General features: G+C 69.9%; 21 protein-coding genes and 1 tRNA gene. 4 read left to right on the top strand and 18 right to left on the bottom strand.

What is annotated here, in order from left to right; all coding sequences use genetic code 11:
* Window positions 1-33: 33 nt before the first annotated feature.
* Window positions 34-1548, top strand: coding sequence for an MFS transporter (locus NBX02_RS21445; RefSeq protein ID WP_250284193.1), 1515 nt, complete (start codon window positions 34-36; stop codon window positions 1546-1548).
* A 75-nt stretch (window positions 1549-1623) separates the two neighbouring features.
* Here the strand turns inward: NBX02_RS21445 and NBX02_RS21440 are convergent, their stop codons facing one another.
* From NBX02_RS21440 to crcB, 3 genes are read right to left on the bottom strand one after another with little or no spacing between them, the layout of a single operon-like run.
* Entirely contained in the window at window positions 1624-1998 is a 375-nt protein-coding gene (locus NBX02_RS21440) for a fluoride efflux transporter FluC (protein WP_250284196.1), read from the bottom strand.
* Complete coding sequence (locus NBX02_RS21435; protein ID WP_250284197.1) at window positions 1995-2339, bottom strand: DUF190 domain-containing protein; 345 nt, start codon at window positions 2337-2339, stop codon at window positions 1995-1997. Before NBX02_RS21435 ends, NBX02_RS21440 begins: the two co-directional genes overlap by 4 nt.
* Window positions 2340-2388: 49 nt before the next feature.
* Window positions 2389-2877 carry a fluoride efflux transporter CrcB gene (crcB, locus tag NBX02_RS21430; RefSeq protein ID WP_250284199.1) on the bottom strand — a complete coding sequence of 163 codons (489 nt, stop codon included), beginning with the start codon at window positions 2875-2877 and terminating at the stop codon, window positions 2389-2391.
* Window positions 2878-2980: 103 nt separating this feature from the next.
* Between crcB and NBX02_RS21425 the strand changes: the two genes are divergently transcribed.
* Window positions 2981-4189, top strand: coding sequence for a YncE family protein (locus tag NBX02_RS21425; protein ID WP_250284201.1), 1209 nt, complete (start codon window positions 2981-2983; stop codon window positions 4187-4189).
* A gap of 82 nt (window positions 4190-4271) precedes the next feature.
* Here the strand turns inward: NBX02_RS21425 and NBX02_RS21420 are convergent, their stop codons facing one another.
* The 12 genes from NBX02_RS21420 to NBX02_RS21365 form a co-directional block, all read right to left on the bottom strand.
* The gene (locus tag NBX02_RS21420) at window positions 4272-5615 is read right to left on the bottom strand and encodes an ABC transporter permease (protein ID WP_250292788.1); all 1344 of its coding nucleotides are present in this window, start codon (window positions 5613-5615) and stop codon (window positions 4272-4274) included.
* Window positions 5612-6781 carry an ABC transporter permease gene (locus NBX02_RS21415; protein ID WP_250292784.1) on the bottom strand — a complete coding sequence of 390 codons (1170 nt, stop codon included), beginning with the start codon at window positions 6779-6781 and terminating at the stop codon, window positions 5612-5614. The genes NBX02_RS21420 and NBX02_RS21415 overlap by 4 nt, the downstream gene beginning before the upstream one ends.
* Complete coding sequence (locus NBX02_RS21410; RefSeq protein WP_250292782.1) at window positions 6781-7572, bottom strand: ABC transporter ATP-binding protein; 792 nt, start codon at window positions 7570-7572, stop codon at window positions 6781-6783. Before NBX02_RS21410 ends, NBX02_RS21415 begins: the two co-directional genes overlap by 1 nt.
* 72 nt (window positions 7573-7644) lie before the next feature.
* Window positions 7645-8385, bottom strand: coding sequence for a sensor domain-containing protein (locus NBX02_RS21405; protein WP_250284208.1), 741 nt, complete (start codon window positions 8383-8385; stop codon window positions 7645-7647).
* Complete coding sequence (locus NBX02_RS21400) at window positions 8382-8615, bottom strand: hypothetical protein (RefSeq protein ID WP_250284210.1); 234 nt, start codon at window positions 8613-8615, stop codon at window positions 8382-8384. The genes NBX02_RS21405 and NBX02_RS21400 overlap by 4 nt, the downstream gene beginning before the upstream one ends.
* A 1-nt stretch (window position 8616) precedes the next feature.
* On the bottom strand, window positions 8617-8949 hold the full coding sequence (locus tag NBX02_RS21395; RefSeq protein WP_445548572.1) for an ArsR/SmtB family transcription factor: 333 nt from the start codon (window positions 8947-8949) through the stop codon (window positions 8617-8619).
* Window positions 8950-9417: 468 nt separating this feature from the next.
* The gene (locus NBX02_RS21390; protein WP_250292779.1) at window positions 9418-9825 is read right to left on the bottom strand and encodes a PIN domain nuclease; all 408 of its coding nucleotides are present in this window, start codon (window positions 9823-9825) and stop codon (window positions 9418-9420) included.
* 26 nt (window positions 9826-9851) lie between these two features.
* On the bottom strand, window positions 9852-10085 hold the full coding sequence (gene vapB / locus NBX02_RS21385) for a type II toxin-antitoxin system VapB family antitoxin (protein WP_250284218.1): 234 nt from the start codon (window positions 10083-10085) through the stop codon (window positions 9852-9854).
* 289 nt (window positions 10086-10374) lie between these two features.
* Window positions 10375-10794 carry a DUF6941 family protein gene (locus NBX02_RS21380; RefSeq protein WP_250284220.1) on the bottom strand — a complete coding sequence of 140 codons (420 nt, stop codon included), beginning with the start codon at window positions 10792-10794 and terminating at the stop codon, window positions 10375-10377.
* Window positions 10795-10971: 177 nt separating this feature from the next.
* On the bottom strand, window positions 10972-11208 hold the full coding sequence (locus NBX02_RS21375; protein ID WP_250292777.1) for a hypothetical protein: 237 nt from the start codon (window positions 11206-11208) through the stop codon (window positions 10972-10974).
* Window positions 11187-11822 (bottom strand): hypothetical protein, encoded by a 636-nt coding sequence (locus NBX02_RS21370; RefSeq protein WP_250292774.1) that lies wholly within the window; start codon window positions 11820-11822, stop codon window positions 11187-11189. The genes NBX02_RS21375 and NBX02_RS21370 overlap by 22 nt, the downstream gene beginning before the upstream one ends.
* Before the next feature lie 18 nt (window positions 11823-11840).
* On the bottom strand, window positions 11841-12317 hold the full coding sequence (locus NBX02_RS21365; protein ID WP_250292771.1) for a hypothetical protein: 477 nt from the start codon (window positions 12315-12317) through the stop codon (window positions 11841-11843).
* A 168-nt stretch (window positions 12318-12485) separates the two neighbouring features.
* Here NBX02_RS21365 and NBX02_RS21360 point away from each other — a divergent pair, with 168 nt between their 5' ends.
* The gene (locus NBX02_RS21360; protein WP_445548570.1) at window positions 12486-13745 is read left to right on the top strand and encodes a helix-turn-helix domain-containing protein; all 1260 of its coding nucleotides are present in this window, start codon (window positions 12486-12488) and stop codon (window positions 13743-13745) included.
* Window positions 13746-13854: 109 nt separating this feature from the next.
* On the opposite strand, the gene NBX02_RS21355 is transcribed toward NBX02_RS21360, so the two are convergent.
* Window positions 13855-13927 (bottom strand) — tRNA-Thr (locus tag NBX02_RS21355).
* Window positions 13928-14180: 253 nt separating this feature from the next.
* Window positions 14181-14933 (bottom strand): GntR family transcriptional regulator, encoded by a 753-nt coding sequence (locus NBX02_RS21350; RefSeq protein ID WP_250292766.1) that lies wholly within the window; start codon window positions 14931-14933, stop codon window positions 14181-14183.
* A 467-nt stretch (window positions 14934-15400) separates the two neighbouring features.
* Between NBX02_RS21350 and NBX02_RS21345 the strand changes: the two genes are divergently transcribed.
* Complete coding sequence (locus NBX02_RS21345; RefSeq protein WP_250284227.1) at window positions 15401-15958, top strand: MarR family transcriptional regulator; 558 nt, start codon at window positions 15401-15403, stop codon at window positions 15956-15958.
* Window positions 15959-16031: 73 nt separating this feature from the next.
* Here the strand turns inward: NBX02_RS21345 and rlmB are convergent.
* Window positions 16032-16860, bottom strand: an 829-nt coding sequence (gene rlmB / locus NBX02_RS21340) for a 23S rRNA (guanosine(2251)-2'-O)-methyltransferase RlmB (protein WP_250292764.1), incomplete at its 5' end; no start/stop codon positions are given.

Raw genomic sequence — 16860 nt, 5'->3', positions numbered from 1 at the left:
TTCGTTGATAGTCAACGGTATAGTGACTATTCCATGAGCGACATCATCGTTCCGGCTCCGGTCACACGCTCCCGCTCGCGGCGGCGATGGCTCGCCCTGCTCGTTGCCCTCACGGCGCAACTAATGATCATTCTTGACTCCAGCGTGGTGAACGTCGCGCTGCCCGTCATTCAGAACGACCTGCGCTTCAGCCAGGCCGACCTCACCTGGGTCGTCAACGCCTACATGATCAGCTATGGCAGCTTCCTGCTGGTCGCCGGCCGGCTTGGCGACCTTGTCGGCCGGAAGAAGGTCTTCCTCGCCGGCATGGCGCTGTTCACCGCCGCCTCGGCCGCCTGCGGGCTCAGCGACGGGCAGGAGTTCCTGATCGCCGCCCGTTTCGCGCAGGGCCTGGGCGGAGCGCTGGCATCGGCGACCATCCTCGCGTTCATCGTCACCGACTTCCCGCAGCCACATGAGCGGGCCCGGGCGATGAGCGTCTACCTGCTTGTCACCGTCAGCGGCGGTTCGCTCGGCCTGCTGCTCGGCGGTCTCCTCACGCAGGCCCTGGGCTGGCACTGGATCTTCGTCATCAACATCCCGATCGGCCTGCTCGCGTTGCCGGCCGCGGCCGTGTTCATCTCCGAACGCCCCGGCAGCGGCCTGCGGCAGGGGGCCGACCTGCCAGGTGCCGTCCTGGTCACCGCGGCGACGCTGATCGGCATCGACGCCATCGTGCAGGCGGCCGAGTACGGCTGGCTCTCGGGGTACACCCTTGGCCTCGGCGCGGTCGCGGTCGCGCTGCTCGGCGCATTCGCCGTCCGTGAGTCGCGCACGTCGAACCCGCTCGTTCCGGTACGGATCCTGCGGCTGCGCAGCCTCATCGGTTCCAGCGCCGTACGCGCGGTCGTGGCCGCCGGCATGTATGGGGTGTTCTTCTTCGGGGCGCTGTACCTGGAACAGGCCCTCGGGTACGACGCCGTCCACACCGGGCTGGCGTTTCTGCCGCAGACCGTCATGGTGGCCGTGCTCTCCGTCGGGATCACCGCCCGGCTCGTGTCCGCCTTCGGACCCGAGCGGGTCCTCATCTCCGGGCTGATTTCCATGATCGCTGGACTGCTGCTGCTCGCCTGGTCGCTCGGGGGTGAGCGCGTCGACTACTTCCCGGGGCTCTTCTTCGCCTTCATCCTGGTCGGGCTGGGGACCGGCGCGGTTTTCATGCCCCTGCTGACCATGGCCGTGGCCCAGGTCGCGCCCGCCGACGCCGGCCTGGCCTCGGGGATCGTCAACGTCTCCATGCAGATCTCCGCCGCGGTCGGCCTGGCCGCGCTGGGGACGCTGTCCAGCAACCGGACGGCCAGCCTGCTGGCCGACGGCCACAGCCAGCTCGCCGCGTTCACCGGCGGCTGCCGTCTCGGGGTGCTCACCGGCGCGGGATGCGTGGCGTTCGGCCTCCTGCTCGCCGTCACCGTGCTGCGCGCTCCCCGGAGCGGACGGAAAACCGCGGGCATCCCGGCCCAGCAGGCCAACGAGCCCACCCTGCCCGAACAGCCGGTCTCGTCATCGTGACGGTTCTCGTCCTTGCATCTCGTCCTCGTATTTCGTCCGCGCAGCTCGTCATCACGGTCCTCAGCTCCGTGGCTCTCATCCCCACAGCGCCCGGGCGACGGCCGTCCCGAGGACGGCGGCGCCGAAGGCGGCGAGGACGCTGCCGGCAACGTTCGCGGCGGCCAGCAGCCGGGCGCCGTCCTGCGCCAGCCGCAGCGTCTCGTAGGAGAACGTCGAATAGGTGCTCAACGCCCCGCACAGCCCGGTGCCGACCAGCAGGCCCACCCGGGCGGGGGCGGCGCCGGCCAGCACCGCCCCGCCGACCAGGCCGAGGACGCCGCTGGCGACCACGTTCACGGTGAACGTGCCCCAGGGGAAGAGCGTGTCGTGGCGGGCCTGCACCGCCCGGTCGGTCAGGTAGCGCGCCGGGGCGCCGACCATCGCCCCCGCGATCACCAGTAACCAGCTCACCGGTCCGCCGCCCGGCCGGTGTAGCGGATGACCTCGACCTCGTCGATGATCACCAGGCCTTCGGTGACGAGCTCGTCCAACTGGGGCAGGAACGCGCGGACCCGTGGCTCGTCGTCGACGATGACCACCGCCGTCGGCAGGTCCTGGCTCATCGACAGCAGCCGGGTGGTATGCACGACGGAGGAGGCGCCGAATCCCTCCAGGCCGCGGAACACGCTCGCGCCGGCCAGCCCGGCGGCATGGGCGCGATGCACGATCTCGGTTGCCAGCGGACGGTGATGCCACATGTCGCCCTCGCCCACGAACACCGTCAGCCGCAGTGCCCGCCCGGTCAGCCTCATCGCTTCCACCTCACTATCCGTGATGGTCCAGAGTGGTCGTCGGCGGTCGTCAGCGGCCGTTCCAGCGCACTGTCAGTGATCGTCCCGCCGTGGACGCCAGCCACACGGCGCCCAGCGCCAGCGCCGCGGTCGACGTCAGGTAGGCCAGTGCCGTCCCGGCCCGGCCGGCGTCGACGAGCCGCTCGGCGTCGACCGCGTAGGTGGAGAAAGTCGTGTACCCGCCGAGGACACCGGTGCCGAGGAAGGGGCGTAGCAGCGGATGCGCCGCGGGCAGCTCGGTGATCGCCGCCATCAGCAGGCCGATGGCGGCGCACCCCGTGGTGTTCACCAGCACCGTCGTCCACGGGAAGGCGCCGGCCGGGGCCGGCCAGAGCAGCGATGCCGCGTAGCGGGCACACGCCCCCGCCGCCCCGCCAAGCGAAATTACCGTCAGTAATAAAAATAGCCCCTGGCGCGGCTTCGGGTGTGGCGCTGGAATGTACGAATCCACGCCAGGATCGGCGGATTTGACGACTTTCCGTGATGGGGTGCTGTCCATACGCGCCTTCCTGGCTGGATAGCCTCCTATGCGGCCGGGTGCCACCAAGGTGGACGCCTCTACGCTTGTCGTTCCCGAACCCGCCGGAATCGGAGCATGCCCTGTGTGGACATACCACGACGCCCGATCGTCACGGGCGTTGCGCCTGGTGGTCATCGCCGCGTTGTGGCTCGGCGTGGTCGCGGCCTGCGGCGAGGAAGCCGGGCCGTCCGAGCCCGCCCCGCCCCCGGCGCGGGCTTCGGGAGCGGCGGCGAGCCCGCCGTCCCCGCGGTCGCCCCCGCCGTCGTCGACCGCCGTCGGCGGGGGCGGCGGGGCACAGCCGGTGAACGTGTACGCCGCCGCCGGGGCGAACCAGCTCAGCCCCGCCGTCCGCGGGGCCAGGCAGCTCGTCTATGTCCCGAACAGCGACAGCGACACCGTGGACGTGATCGACCCGGCGACCTTCCAGGTGGTCGACCATTTCGTGACCGGTGGCACTCCGCAGCACGTCGTCCCGTCGTGGGATCTGTCGACGTTGTACGTGACCAACAACACGGGTAACAGCCTCACCCCGCTCGACCCGGCCACCGGGAAGATAAAAGGGCCGAACATCCCCGTCGCCGACCCGTACAACATGTATTTCACGCCGGACGGGAAATACGCGGTCGTTGTCGCCGAGGCGCTGCAGCGGCTGGACTTCTACGACCCGAACACCTGGGAGCTGCGCACCCAGGTGAAGGTCGACTGCCCCGGCGTCGACCATGTCGACTTCGCCGCCGACGACTCCTTCTTCGTGGCCACCTGCGAGTTCTCCGGCAAGCTGGTCAAGGTCGACCTGCGGACGCTGTCGGTCGTCGGCTACCTGGTGGTCGGTGGCATGCCGCAGGACATCAAACTCGATCCGCGGGGCGAACTGCTCTACGTGGCCGACATGATGGCGGACGGCCTGCATATCATCGATCCGGTGCGGTTCCAGAAGATTGGTTTCCTGGCGACGGGCAAGGGCGTGCACGGCCTTTACCCGAGCCGGGACGCGACCGTGATGTACGCGTCGAACCGCGGCGAGGGCTCCATCTCCGTCATCGATTTCGCGACCCGCCAGGTCCGGCAGAAATGGCAGCTCCCCGGCGGCGGCAGCCCGGACATGGGCGGGGTGTCCGCCGACGGTTCGGTGCTGTGGCTGACCGGCCGCTACAACAGCGAGGTCTACGCGATCTCCACCAGGGACGGCGGCCTGCTGGCCCGCATCAAGGTCGGCCCCGGCCCGCACGGCGCCTGCGTCTGGCCCCAGCCCGGCCGCTACTCCCTCGGCCACACCGGCATCCTGCGCTGACGCGGCCGGCTCGCGAGACGGCCGTCGCCGCCGGGAAAAACCGGGAAAAGCCGAGAAAAGAACGTGTAGTGGACGGACGAGGTCACGGGGTGACCGACGCGGCGACGGGCGGGGTGCGCAGGGCGTGGAGGGTGGGGAGCAGGGTGGCGGACAGGGTGAGCGCGGCGGCTGATCCGGTCACCGCCAGGTAGATCCACAGCGGGCCGTGCGGCAGCGGCGAACCGCTGACCGCGAGGCTGAACGGCACCAGCGTGGTGATCGACACCAGCGTGCCGAGCATGATGCCGCCGGCGACCACCAGCACCGCCTCGGCGCTCATCATGCGCAGCACCTGGCCGTGGGTGGCGCCGGTCAGGCGTTGTACGGCGAACTCCCCACGACGTTCGGCGGTGGCCACGATCAGGGTGTTGACCAGCGAGAGCACCGTGTAGCAGATAATCATGAAGGCCAGCAGGTAGTTGATCCACATGCCGGTCCGCTCCTGCTGCGCGTGCGCCGAGCGCAGGGCGTCCTGGCCGGCCGCACGCAGGCCGGGATGGCCGGCGGCGAAGCGGGTGAGGGCCGCGAGGAGCGTGCCCGGTTCAACGTCGGGGGCGGCGCGTACCAGGATCTCCTGCGCCAGGCCGGTCCTGGTGTGCGGGGCGACGAGTTCGGCGGGCGCCAGCATGGTCTCGAACCCGTGGCGCGCGGTGAACAGCGCGACCACCTTCGCCGCGACCCTGGTGTTGTCGCCCAGCCACAGGGGCACGGTGTCACCGAGCCTGTAGCCGAAGTGCCGCGCGCTCGTCGTGGCCAGCGCCACCGTGTCGCCACGCATGTCGGCCAGGGTGCCGGCGGTCAGCGCGACCGGTGCGGTGCGGTCCGCGCCGTCGGCGGTGATGCCCCGCAGCGGCACGGTCTCCCGGTAGCCGGTCTCCGTGACCTCCTCGCTCTCCAGGTAGCCCTCGCTGTTCACCACCGCGCTGGCCTGGCCGACACCGGGCAGCGTGCGCACCGAGCGCACCAGGTCGACCGGGAAGCCGCCCGCGGTGGCGGTGAGCGCGGCGTCGGCGCGCAGGTTCTCGGTGTAGGCCCGGTCGGCGGCCGCGGACTGGGACGTCTGGAGGTACAGCAACGAGGTGGCCAGGCCGGTGGCAAGCATGACCGGTATGATCATGCCGGCTGTCCTGACCCGCCGTGTTCGCGCGTTGAGCAGGGCGAGATGGCCGGCGAGCCCGCACATCACACGAAGCGGTACGTACAGCACCGCTACGATCACTCTGGTCAGGCCGGGGCCGAGCAGCGCGAAACCGGTGGCCCACAACATGGCGGTCGGGCCGGCGGTGCTCGCCGCGACCGGGCCCTTCATCACCAGCGCGGTCACCAGGGTCAGGGCCATCCCGCCGGCCAGGAACAACACCGCGAACAGGATGCGCGGCCAGCTCACCCAGCGCCGCCGCAGGCCGGCCTCGACCAGCGCCTCGGTCGGCCGGGTGCGGGCCGCGGCCCAGCCGGCCGCCCAGGCGGCGAGCAGCGCGGTAGCACGCTCACCGCCGAGCCGGCCAGCGTGGGCACGAAGCCCTGGTGGAACACGATCGCCGGGGTGGCGACACCGCCGTCGGTCAGCTGGCCGAACAGGAACCGCCCGACCGGCTCACCGAACGGGTAGGCGGCCAGGGTGGCCAGCAGGCCGAGGACCGCGGTCTCGCCGAGCACCAGCCGGCGCAGCTGGCCAGGGGTGCAGCCGATCGCCCGCAGCAGCGCCATCTCCCGCTGCCGTTGCTGCACGGAGAGGCCCAGGATGCCGGCCACCACGAAGACGGCCACCAGCACCGCGAGCCCACCGAACACGCCGGCCAGTACGATCATCGTCTCGCCGCCGTCCGCGGCGTCGGCGAACTCGGCCAGGCCGCGCTCGTTCCCGGTCAGCAGTATCGCGGGCGTGTCCTTCAACGCTGTTGCCAGCGCGTCGCGCAGCTGCCCGCCCCGGACGCCCGGCGCGGCCAGCACGCCGATCGCGTCCACCCGGTCGGCCGCGGGCACGATCCGGGCGACGTCGGGCTCGGCGAAGAACAACGCGCCCGCGGCCGGCCGCTCCGTGGACACCACACCGCTGACCCGGAACCGTGCGGGGACGCCGCGTACCACGACGTCGACCTGGTCGCCGACATGGACGCCGGCCCGTGCCGCGGTGGCCGCGTCCACCGCGACCTCGTGTTCGGCCGGCGCGGCGCCGTCGCGGACCCGGTATCGGCCGAGCGCGCTCGACGCCCAGGCGTGCCCGATCCGCTGATCGCCGTCGGTGACCGGTGTGCCGTCGCGCAGCGGCGCGGCGGGGAACGAGAGGTCCGGCACGGCATCGGCGACGCCGGGCACCGACCTGATCCTGGCCACCAGCGCGGCGTCCAGCCGGACCGGTTCCGGGTGCGACTGGTCGCCGGTGACCACGACATCGGCGGCGACCAGCCGCTGTGGCGGGACCGCGGTACGGATCCCGGTCTCCATGAGGCCGCCACAGGCCATCACCAGCACCGCGCCGAAGGCCAGCGCGGCGAACGACGCGGCGAAGCCGCCGGCGCGGTACCTCAGCGTCCGCAGGGCCAGGAGCGGCATCAGGACACCTGCCCGGCCGGCGTCCTGCCCCGCGCACCGAGCTTGGTCATCTGCTCGGCCAGTGCCAGTGCCAGTGCCTGTGCCGTCGGCTGGAGGATCTCGCCGACGAGCCGGCCGCCGGCCAGGAACACCACCCGGTCGGCGTGCGCGGCCGCGACGGGGTCGTGCGTGACGATCACAACGGTCTGGCCGCCGGTGCGGACCGCCTGCTGCAACAGGTCGAGGATCTCCAGGGACGTGTAGGCATCCAGCGCGCCGGTCGGCTCGTCAGCGAAGATCACCGAGGGCTGGGTGATCAGCGCTCTGGCGATGGCCACCCGCTGCTGCTGGCCGCCGGACAGCTCACCGGGCCGGTGCCTCCCGCGCTCGCCGAGCCCGACCCGCGCCAGCACCGCGTCCACCGTGCCTCGCCCGGGCCGGCGGCCGGCAAGGCGCACCGGCAGCGCGACGTTCTCCGCCACGGTGAGCGCGGGCAGCAGATTGAACGCCTGGAAGACAAAGCCGATTCTTTCGCGACGCAGAATGGTCAGCTCGCGTTCACCCAGGCTGGTGATCTCCCGGCCGTCCAGGGTCACCGATCCCGAGGTCGGGGTGTCCAGCCCGGCCGCGCAGTGCAGGCAGGTGCTTTTACCGGAGCCCGACGGGCCCATCACCGCGGTGAAGGTGTGGCGGCGGAACACGATCGACACCGAATCCAGCGCGACGACGCCGCCCCGGGAGCTGCCATAGACCTTTCGGACGGCATCCAGGCGCACGACATCGTCCGCCGCGGAACCGCGGGATGCGACCACAGTGTTCTGCTCCCCTGGTTGGATTCAGGTTCCCAGGAATTCTTTTTCATATGCGGACGCCCCGGTCCGGACTTACCTGTCCAGGTGAAGAGGCGCCAGGGAGAGAGGTCCAGGTTCGGTGAGCATGCGTCTGGCGTCGGCCAGTGGATCGACCGGCGGTCGCAGCAGCATCGTGGCGACGGCGCGGTGCAGGCGGGCGGCGGCGACCACCAGATAGGCCAGCAGCACGCACAGGACGGCGAATCCGATGGCGGCGAGCAGCGCGGTGGACAGGTCGTCGACCTTGATTCCGGTGCCGGGCCCGTCGTCCGGGAAATAGCCGAGCTGTACCCCGTGCTCGCCCGGAATAGACCAGTACCACAGGGGCAGGAGAGCCCCGGCCACACCGGCGATCCAGAGCAGCAGGGCGGTCAGGTCGAGTGCGAACAACAGAGGATAAAGCAGAATCAGATACACGCAGTCGCGTATCGTGGCCGGATCGGTCCACCGGGTCCTGGCCTGAGCCAGGATGCCGGGTTTCAGGACCGGCCGATAGGCGTTCGGGATGCGCCATCCGGCCAGCCCGGCGCGCAGCCGCTCGATCTGGGCGCAACCGCGGATGATGCCGGCCGCACCGACCAGTACCGGCACACCGAGCCAGAAGATGCCGGTAGCCGCGGCGACCGAGAGAAGACTGAGGCAGACCGCGAACAGCACGGTGCCGACCAGCAGGTATCCACCGAGATATCCGGCCGCGATCCACGGCGCCGAGGAGAGCGGGAGACGGATCGGATGCCGGCCGTGGCGCAACGGATCATTTTGTGGACTGGTCATCCGACGCTCCGTAGCAGCTCCTCGACCGCCGTGAGTCGTCTGGTCAGCCCCGCAAGTTCGGTTCTCAGCGTTTCCTGGTTGGCTACCGCCTGTTCGGCGAGCTTGCGGTAGCCGGCCATGGCCACCGCGTCGGCGCGGTGTTTCTGCAGGCTGAAGTACGAGACAACGCTCGCCGCGATGCCACCGATGACAATCAGCACGATGGCGATCGCGACCACGCCCCCGAACATGTCAGACTCCTTTCAGGTCATCTTCTCCTCCGGCGCCGGTCTCCTGGTCCTCTCGGAGCGCGGTGAGGATCGTGTCGGCGGTGAGCCGCAGCTCGAACGGGACCAGCTCGAAATGCTTCATCGCCTTGCCGTTCTCGGACAGTTCCAGGTGCCCGATCACCAGCTTGGCCTTCTCCAGCCGTTCGAGGTGCATGTACAGCAATGGGCGGGACAGGCCCAGCCTGCGGGCCAGTTCGCTGACGTGTACTCGTCCGGCGGCCAGTTCCGCGAGGATGCGTAGCCGCTGCGCGTGCCCCAGCGCGGTGAGCACGACGAGAAGCTCCTCGCTGTTCAGCGATTCCCCTCCCTGTCATGCCCATCTTTCACCTGTCAGAAAATACTGACAGGTGTCATGCGGCGCCGTCAACCCCTGGCGGTGAGTCGGCCTGGATCAGGTTTCGGTCAGTGCCGCGTCAGCGGCCGGACCGGTCACCAGGCTGGCCGCTGCCGGCATCGCCGCCGAGCCCTCCAGCGCCACCGCGATCTCCGCCGCCCACCCGCGCCCCTGCCTCCCGACCGGCCGCGCACACGCCGACCGTCCCGCTGGCCACCGGATACAGCCCCGGGGTTCCCCCCGCCCCTGCCCCCATCCCTGACGCCTCCGAAGTGTCGGGAACCATGAGATCGAGGGTGAAAGTGGTCGCTGTAGCAGCCACTTTCACCCTCGATCTCATGAACGCAGGCATGTTCGAGCGGACGCTCACCGGCCAGCCGCGGGTCTTCGAGTGTCAGCCGTGCCGTGGTGTGTGGGGGTGGTGGAAGATCAGGGCAGCCGGCACAACGGTTGTCCGGTCAGGTCGGCGATCAGCTCGAAGTCCTGGTCGCGGTGCAGGACCGTAAGCCCGGCGGCTTCCGCCGTCGCCGCGATCAGCAGATCGGGAACGCCTGGGGCCCGGTGGCGGCCGGCCGTGGCCAGCAGGCCCTGGACCTCGTAGGCGCGCCGGGTCACGGTGGCCGGCGTGTCCCAGTGGATGACCATGCGCGCGAGAGGCAGGGTGCCGAGAAGCTGGGCGTGTTCAGCGCCGTTACGGGCGGAATATCCCACCTCGAGCAGCGTGACCGCGCACACGTGCACCAGACCTTGATCGACTCGCTGTGACCAGACGGGCTCATCGGGATGGGTCGGTATGCGGACCATCGCCGACTTGTCGATGAGCCAGCCACCTGTCACGACCGGACCTGTCACGACCGGACCTGTCAAGACCAGGCTCCGCGCATCACGTCCTCGTCGGTGAGGTCCGAGATCAGCCCGCCCAGCCGCGCCCAGTCCGTCCGGGCAAGCGGGGGACGCGCGTCGCGGGATGCCCGCTCGGCTTCGGCGGCAAGCGTGCGGCGCAGGTACTCGACACGCGAAATGCCGGCCCGGGCGGCGGCGGCATCAAGCTCGGCAAGAACCGTGTCGGGTACGTCGCGCACCAGGATGTCGGCCACTAGTGTCACCTCGCAGGTCTGATATCAGATTCTTCGCTCATGATAGCATGATCGATTACGTGAGATGATCATTGAAGGTCCCGTCCCGGCCGGCCGGCGGGGCCAGACGCGGGCCATTGCCGCTGGTGCTCGAATGGCGCGGCGGTGCGATTTCCTGCCCCGTAATGCGGTTCGATCCGTCCGCCAGCCTTCAGGCTTGTCCGTGGCGCCAGCCGGGTCTGGCGTGGGCGTCGTCGCCACTCAGCCAGCAATGCATGCAATGCCAGCATTGGATTGCTGGAAGGGGCGATCAGGTGGGCCGGACCTGGAAGCCGACCTCCCATGCGTCCTCGGGCTCCTCCTCGATCCGGGCTTTCCACGTGTAACGGCGACCGGGAGTCAGAGGAAACGGCGTCATATTGATCGCGAGGGGTGCCGTAAGGGGGGAGCCCTTTGCCGCGCCGGCCGTTCTCCCTACTTCCACCCGGGCTTCCACCTTGATCGGCTGCGGTCCGACCGGTCCTGGCAGGACGACGGGAGAGCCATCCTCCTCGTGAAGCTCAAGATGGAGGGTAAGCGGCCTGTTGCCATGATCCCATGGGACCTCGATCAGCATGCCGATCGCAGCAGGGAAGGGGCCGGGGCCTGCAACATTCCAGCCACCGCCGAGGATGTAGAGCTTCCCTTCCGACACCTGGGCGGCATCGCACAGGATCATGGTGACTTTCATGCGACAGCGGCTCCTGGCGCCGGGGAGCGAAGCGTGACGGGGCCGCGCAGAATACGGACAAATGACGTAGATGCCGCCGTCGTGCCGGCGTCGGCAGAGAGCAGGACACGGTCAGAGCCCTTCACATGCGACTCGCTCAGCACGGTGGGGGTGGGAAACCGGTTTCCACGAGATGAGTCAGAGGTTTCGCCAGGTGGCGTAGCCGCGTGCCGTCGCCGCTCGGTTGTGGGCCGCATGGGTGCCTGCCTGCCGGGCGCGGACGGTCCACAGCCCGGCCACGTGGCAGGCGAAGGCGGTCAGGGCATCGTCGGATACGCCGGCCCAGCAGGTCAGCCCGGCCGCCCACCGCTCGGCCCGCTCCGGTGAATGCCCGGCGCCGACGAGGCGGATGATCAGGAACGCGGCGTCCACCATCCGGCGCCCTGGGCCGGCCAGCCCCAGTCGACCACCCGGATCCGATCGTCCGCGATCATGAACTGGTGGGCGTGAAGGTCCGTGTGGATCAGCCTGTCCCCCGCGACAGCTTCGCTGACGGCGCTCGCGTGGCGGGCCGCCGCCGCGATATCCCAGCCGGGGAACGTGTCCGCTGGCAGCGCCTTCAGTTCCGCCCACGCCTTCCCGTTGCGCCATCGCTCGGAAAGCGGACGTAGATTATCGCCGGGCCGGCGGGCGATGCTGTCGACGACGGCACCGACGCGGGGCAGGTCGGGGGAACCGGGCGCGAGGTTCGCCGGCCGGCCGACGATGTGCTCGAAGCCGACCAGCAGCCAGCCGTCGAGTTGGCAGGCGAACCGTGTACTGGGCGCGATACCGGCGGCCAGGTGCCCGTAGGTGTGTTCGTTGCGCAGCCAGCGCGCCCGGCGGCCCTCGCCATGGACGGCCTTGACGAACAGCCGCTCGTCGTCCGTGTCGACGACGGCGGCGAGGTCGCAGCCGTCCCCCTCATCTACCGCGCTGGTGGAGATGATGGGTCCGGTGTGCGCCTCGACCGCGTCGCGGACCTGTGTGGGCAGGTCGTTCCATTTCATCGGAAAGATCGGCTCCGTCTACCTGAGGATGCGGCCGTCCTTGTTCTCGTCGCCATCCCTGCCGCTTGCCGAGCACTCGTCAGGGTCGCACCTGGCGCTCGTCAACCACAGCTCATGGTCGACGACGTATCCAGCTTGCTCGATGAAGGTGATCGTAGAGGCGTGCCTGGTTGGAGCGGTTGTGAGGTTGGGCGGCGTGTCGTCCGGCACGTGGTGGATGAAGTGGCCGGCGATCTGCCGGCAGAACAGCGAGTACTCCTTGGTGTGCAACAGGAAGGTGTGCCAACCCATGTCCACGGTGTGGCTGGGCCTGTGCGGCGTCTCGAGGTCCGTGCCGCACGCGGCGAGGAAGGCGAGAGACTGGTCGATGACTCGCTCCGCGTACTCGCGGTCGACAAGATGATCGGCCGCGAGCCGGGCGGACAGCCGGTTGAACAGCTTCGGCGCGACAAGGTCGCGGCCTCTGCGGGTGACGACCGTCGTTGGCGTGGACATGCTGCTCTCCTCTACCTATCGCTGTGGTAGGCGCAGACTCCCGGCGACTTGGTCGGCGGGGATGCCGCCGAAGGCGGGCGCCGAAGAGAAGCCTGTCAGTACAACTCTGCTTACTGAACGGACGTAGCGGCGTATTCTGCTGGCGCGCGGCGTCATGTCTGGGACGCTGTGGGTGAGTATCCAGCGGCAGGGGTGGTCAGACCGGTGACGGAAACAGGCCTCGGGGATCGACTTGCGCAGGTGCGCCGACGGCGGGGACTGACCCAGGAGGAACTGGCGGAACGGTCCGGAGTTTCGGTCGCTGTGATCAATAAACTGGAACAGGGACAACGGGATAGCGTCCGGGTCGCGACTCTGCACGCACTCGCGCGTGGACTGGATATCCGGACGGCTGAGCTGTTCGAGGGAGCCGCTTACATGGACGACACGGAGGAACACGGGAGAGCGGCGCTGCTGCCCCTACGCCGGGTTCTGGAGCCGAGTCCGGCAGAGCGGCTGGACCCGGCAGCGCCTGTTTCGGCGGTGACGCTGCGCGCGATGGTCGAAGACGCGGCGCGGCTCTATAACGACTCGCGGCTGAACGAGGCCGTCACCGAGCTTCCCGCTGTACTGACCGCGGCTCGTGCGGCCGCGGCGGAGGACGACGAGAGCGACGGCATGGAGGCCAACCGGCTCCTTGCATCCGCGTACATCATCGCCGGCTCCGTGCTGATCCAGCTTCGGTACGAAGACCTCGCCTACGGCGCCCTCCGACAGGCGGGAGAGACAGCGGAGATGGTCGGCGACGACGTCATCCGGGGATCAACCGCCTCATACCTCGCGTGGATCTTTCTGCGACAGGGTCGATTCGCGGATGCGGAGAACACAGCCGTTCAGATGGCAGAGGAGATCGAACCCTCATTGACGAGGAGCACTCCCGCGCACATCTCGGTGTGGGGACGGCTGCTGGTCAGAGCTTCGGCTTGCGCGGCGCGCAACAACCGGCCGGAGCGTGCGCGTGATCTACTGAACCTGGCCCGGTCAGCCGCCGTACGCGTGGAACGGGACCGGCTCGACTACGGCGAGTACTTTGCATCCTTCGGCCCGACAACCGTAGCCACGATGGAGGTGGAGATGGCGATGACCATTGGCGACGCGGCACGCGCGCTGGCGCTGGCGCTGGCACGCAATGTGCCGCCCACCACGCACATTCCGCAGTCGACTTGGTCCCGTCACCTGCTTGCCGTGGCCGAAGCGCAGACAGCGGTGCGGGAGTACAACGCGGCCATCCAAACTGTCGGCCAGCTTCAGGGGACGGCCCCTGAGTGGCTGCGTAACCAGCGGCTTGCACACCAGATAGTTCGCGATCTTCTTGACGCGGCGACCGTCCGGCGCGCCCGAAAGGTCGGCCTTGCAGGGCTTGCGGCGTCTATGGGCGTGCGACCGTAGTTACAGACGCCACCGACGAACCGGACAGTGGAGATGGCCTGGGTACACCGCTGGGTACATGACGATCACTTCGGGGTCGGGTCAGTGACGAAGGCCCAGGTCAGGAGGGAGCCGGCGAGGGGATTCGAACCCCTAACCGCTCGATTACAAGTCGAGTGCGCTGCCAGTTGCGCCACGCCGGCCGGTCCGAGGACGCTTCCTAGCGTAGGGCATCGGGGGAGGATCACGCGCCTCGGGGCCGAGTGATCGTTGGGACGCCGGTCGCGTCACCGTTCTGCCGCCTGCTGTTGACCGTACCGGCGCCGCTGCCGGGGGTTGAGGCTGCCGAGGGCTGACAAGGTGCCGGCCGGGGATGCGCCGCCTGTGGGTGACCACGCGTCCCCGGTCGTGAGGGGTGAGGGCTGCTGCGTCGGGAGCGCGTCCCGGGATGGTTGGTCAGGAGTAGACCGTGAGCATCGGGCCCGGTTGCGGGGTGTTGTCCGTCCCGAGTTCGATGTCTGCCGCGCCGTTGTCCTGCCAGAATGCGACGGCGCCTCGTACGTCCTGGTTTTCTATCAGGTCGGTCAGGCGTTCGTAGCGGGCGAGCGACTGCCGGATGAGCTGCTGCCCGGCCGCCTCGGGAATTTTCCGCAGGACGGCTTCGTGCTCCTTTCGGAGAAGGGCCGAGACGAGTTCCGCCATCAGGATCAGAGTTCTGTTGTGGGATGACCGCACGACCAGGATGCGGAATTCGGCGGACGGCCGGGAGAAATCGAGAATGCTGCGTGAGCGGGCGGCGGCCAGCAGGCAGTCGCGCATGCCCCGCAGGTCCGATCCGCTCCGGTGGGCCGCCGCCAGCGCCACCGCGCCCGGTTCCATCACCGCCCGTGCCTCGAGCAGGTCCCGGACGGAGGTGCCCTGCATCTGCAGCCGCAGGCCGGCCTGCCGGGCGAGCACCCGGGTGTCCGGCTCCTGGACGAGTGGCCCCAGGTGGGAGCCGCGCCGAAGGACGATCAGGGACTCGGACTCGAGGATGCGCAGCGCCTCGCGCATTGTCGGCCTCGCGACACCGTACACGTCCATCAGCTCGCTCTCCGGCGGGAGATGCTCGCCGGGCCTGACCTCGCCGCGTGCCATCCTGCCCCGGAGGTCGTCGGCGACCAGCTCGGAGAACTTGCTGAACCTCGGCCCGCGTTCCGGCCCGAACATATTGACAGCCCTTGTCGTCCTGGCGGTTCTCGTCGTCCTGACAGCCATTGTCGCCCGCCTCCTCGCTGAAGCGTGAGAAGCCATGCTAACCGCGGAAGAGTGTCATGATCCGGCGCGGCCGGATTCTTGTGAGGCCGCCCACGCCGTGTGAATCCACCCACACCGGTGTTCGCTGGCCATTGTTTTGGGTTTCCGGTAGGTTGGCGAGCTGACCGGGCGCCGCGCCGTCACCGCTGGCTGACACATCGCCGTATCCACGCTGCCACCACGGATGACGGTTTATGTACCACTGCCGGTTGGGGGTGGGTAGGGAGTATTAGAGTGCTGACGCCGCCATTTCCGCGCCGCTGACGTGACGGCCCGGGATATCCGGGCCCACGGGCTGGTGTATCCGTCCGGTGGTGGCCGGTGTATCCGCCCGGGGGTACCGACGGTGTGCGAGAGGATGCGAGAGGAGAGGCCACGAAATGGAGTGGGACGAACCGTCGCCCGCTGTCGCCGCGTCCCGCCTCGGGCATTCGATCAAGCGGGCCGAGCAGGCGCTCATCCGGGAGAAGACCCGGGCGCTGCGTGACGTCGGCCTGTCCGTCCCGCAGTACACGGTACTGCTCACCCTTGCCGGCTCGCCGGGGCTTTCCGGCGCCCAGCTCGCCCGCCGATGTATGGTCACGCCCCAGTCGATGGCGAGCCTGCTGCTCACGCTCGAGGCGAAGGAGCTGATCGTGCGTGAGCGGTCGGACGTCCACGCCAAGGTCTTCCAGTGCCGGCTGACCCCCGCCGGCCGGACGCTGCTGGACCGGGCGGACGCCGTCGCCCTCGCGGTCGAACAGCGCCTCACCGCGGTCTTCACCCCCGCCGAGTCGGAGGAGTTCCGCTCCCTGCTCGAACGGACCGTCGCCATCCTCGACGACGAGACCGGACGCTCCGCCCCGGCCGTGTTGCCCGCATCTGCCGGGCTGCCCGCATCTGCCGTGTCGTCCGCACCCGCCTCGACAGCGCACTGGTCACAGGTGGTCGGCCAGTAGCACGGTAGGCCGGCGGCACCGGCCGGCTTCGGGCCAGGGGACGCGCGGGAGGCGGCTCAGAGCGGGAGGCGGCTCAGAGAAGGTGCGCCGCCGCCGCGTCCAGCCGGCGGCGGCGGGCTATCTCGGCCAGCGCCACGCCCGCGGCGACCCCGGCGTTGAGCGACTCGACATCCCCGGCCATCGGGATCCGCACGGTCAGGTCGCAGTGCTCCCCGACCAGCCGCGACAGGCCGCGGCCCTCCGAGCCGACGACCAGCACGAGCGGGTCGGAGGCCATCTCCAGGTCGTCCAGGCTGACCTCGCCGTCCGCGGCGAGCCCCACCACGAACAGGCCGGCCTGCGCCCAGCCGGTCAGCGCGCGCACCAGGTTCGTCGCCCGCGCCACCGGCAGCCGGGCCGCGGTGCCGGCCGACGTCTTCCAGGCCGCCGCCGTGACGCCGGCCGCCCGCCGTTCGGGCACCACGACCCCGTGCGCGCCGAACGCCGCCGCCGACCGGACGACCGCCCCGAGGTTACGCGGGTCGGTCACGCCGTCCAGAGCCACCAGCAGCCCGGGCGGTGCTTCCTGAGCGCGGGCGAGCAGGTCGTCGGGATGGGCGTAGCGGAACGGCGGCACCGACAGCGCCAGCCCCTGGTGCGGCGCGGAACCGCACAGCCGGTCCAGCTCGCCGCGCGCGACGTCCGCGACGGCCACCCCGGCGGGTGGGGCCAGCCGGCGGGCCTCGTCGAGGCGTTCGTCGTACTCGGTACCGGCGGCCACGTAGAGGACGGACGCGGGGACGCCCGCCCGCAGCGCCTCGACCACCGCGTTACGGCCGACCACCAGCTCCTCGGGCTCGTCGCGGTCCCCGCGGCCGGCGGAGCGCCCGCCGCGGGCCGGGCCGGCCCAGGCGGATCCAGCC

The organism is Protofrankia sp. CiP1_Cm_nod1 (genome assembly GCF_920888515.1).
In the GTDB taxonomy this organism is placed as follows: Bacteria; Actinomycetota; Actinomycetes; order Frankiales; family Frankiaceae; genus Protofrankia.
The sequence above is the reverse complement of the archived record's forward strand: the minus strand, read 5'-3'. Positions and strand labels throughout refer to the sequence as shown.

What these genes read in the sequence shown, in the direction of transcription:
- NBX02_RS21445 (WP_250284193.1), top strand. Translation starts at nt 34, where the DNA reads ATGAGCGACATCATCGTTCCGGCTCCGGTCACACGCTCCCGCTCGCGG.
- NBX02_RS21435 (WP_250284197.1), bottom strand. Translation starts at nt 2,339, where the DNA reads ATGAGGCTGACCGGGCGGGCACTGCGGCTGACGGTGTTCGTGGGCGAG.
- crcB (WP_250284199.1), bottom strand. Translation starts at nt 2,877, where the DNA reads ATGGACAGCACCCCATCACGGAAAGTCGTCAAATCCGCCGATCCTGGC.
- NBX02_RS21415 (WP_250292784.1), bottom strand. Translation starts at nt 6,781, where the DNA reads ATGCCGCTCCTGGCCCTGCGGACGCTGAGGTACCGCGCCGGCGGCTTC.
- NBX02_RS21405 (WP_250284208.1), bottom strand. Translation starts at nt 8,385, where the DNA reads ATGACCAGTCCACAAAATGATCCGTTGCGCCACGGCCGGCATCCGATC.
- NBX02_RS21400 (WP_250284210.1), bottom strand. Translation starts at nt 8,615, where the DNA reads ATGTTCGGGGGCGTGGTCGCGATCGCCATCGTGCTGATTGTCATCGGT.
- NBX02_RS21380 (WP_250284220.1), bottom strand. Translation starts at nt 10,794, where the DNA reads ATGAAAGTCACCATGATCCTGTGCGATGCCGCCCAGGTGTCGGAAGGG.
- NBX02_RS21375 (WP_250292777.1), bottom strand. Translation starts at nt 11,208, where the DNA reads ATGGTGGACGCCGCGTTCCTGATCATCCGCCTCGTCGGCGCCGGGCAT.
- NBX02_RS21370 (WP_250292774.1), bottom strand. Translation starts at nt 11,822, where the DNA reads ATGAAATGGAACGACCTGCCCACACAGGTCCGCGACGCGGTCGAGGCG.
- NBX02_RS21365 (WP_250292771.1), bottom strand. Translation starts at nt 12,317, where the DNA reads ATGTCCACGCCAACGACGGTCGTCACCCGCAGAGGCCGCGACCTTGTC.
- NBX02_RS21350 (WP_250292766.1), bottom strand. Translation starts at nt 14,933, where the DNA reads ATGTTCGGGCCGGAACGCGGGCCGAGGTTCAGCAAGTTCTCCGAGCTG.
- NBX02_RS21345 (WP_250284227.1), top strand. Translation starts at nt 15,401, where the DNA reads ATGGAGTGGGACGAACCGTCGCCCGCTGTCGCCGCGTCCCGCCTCGGG.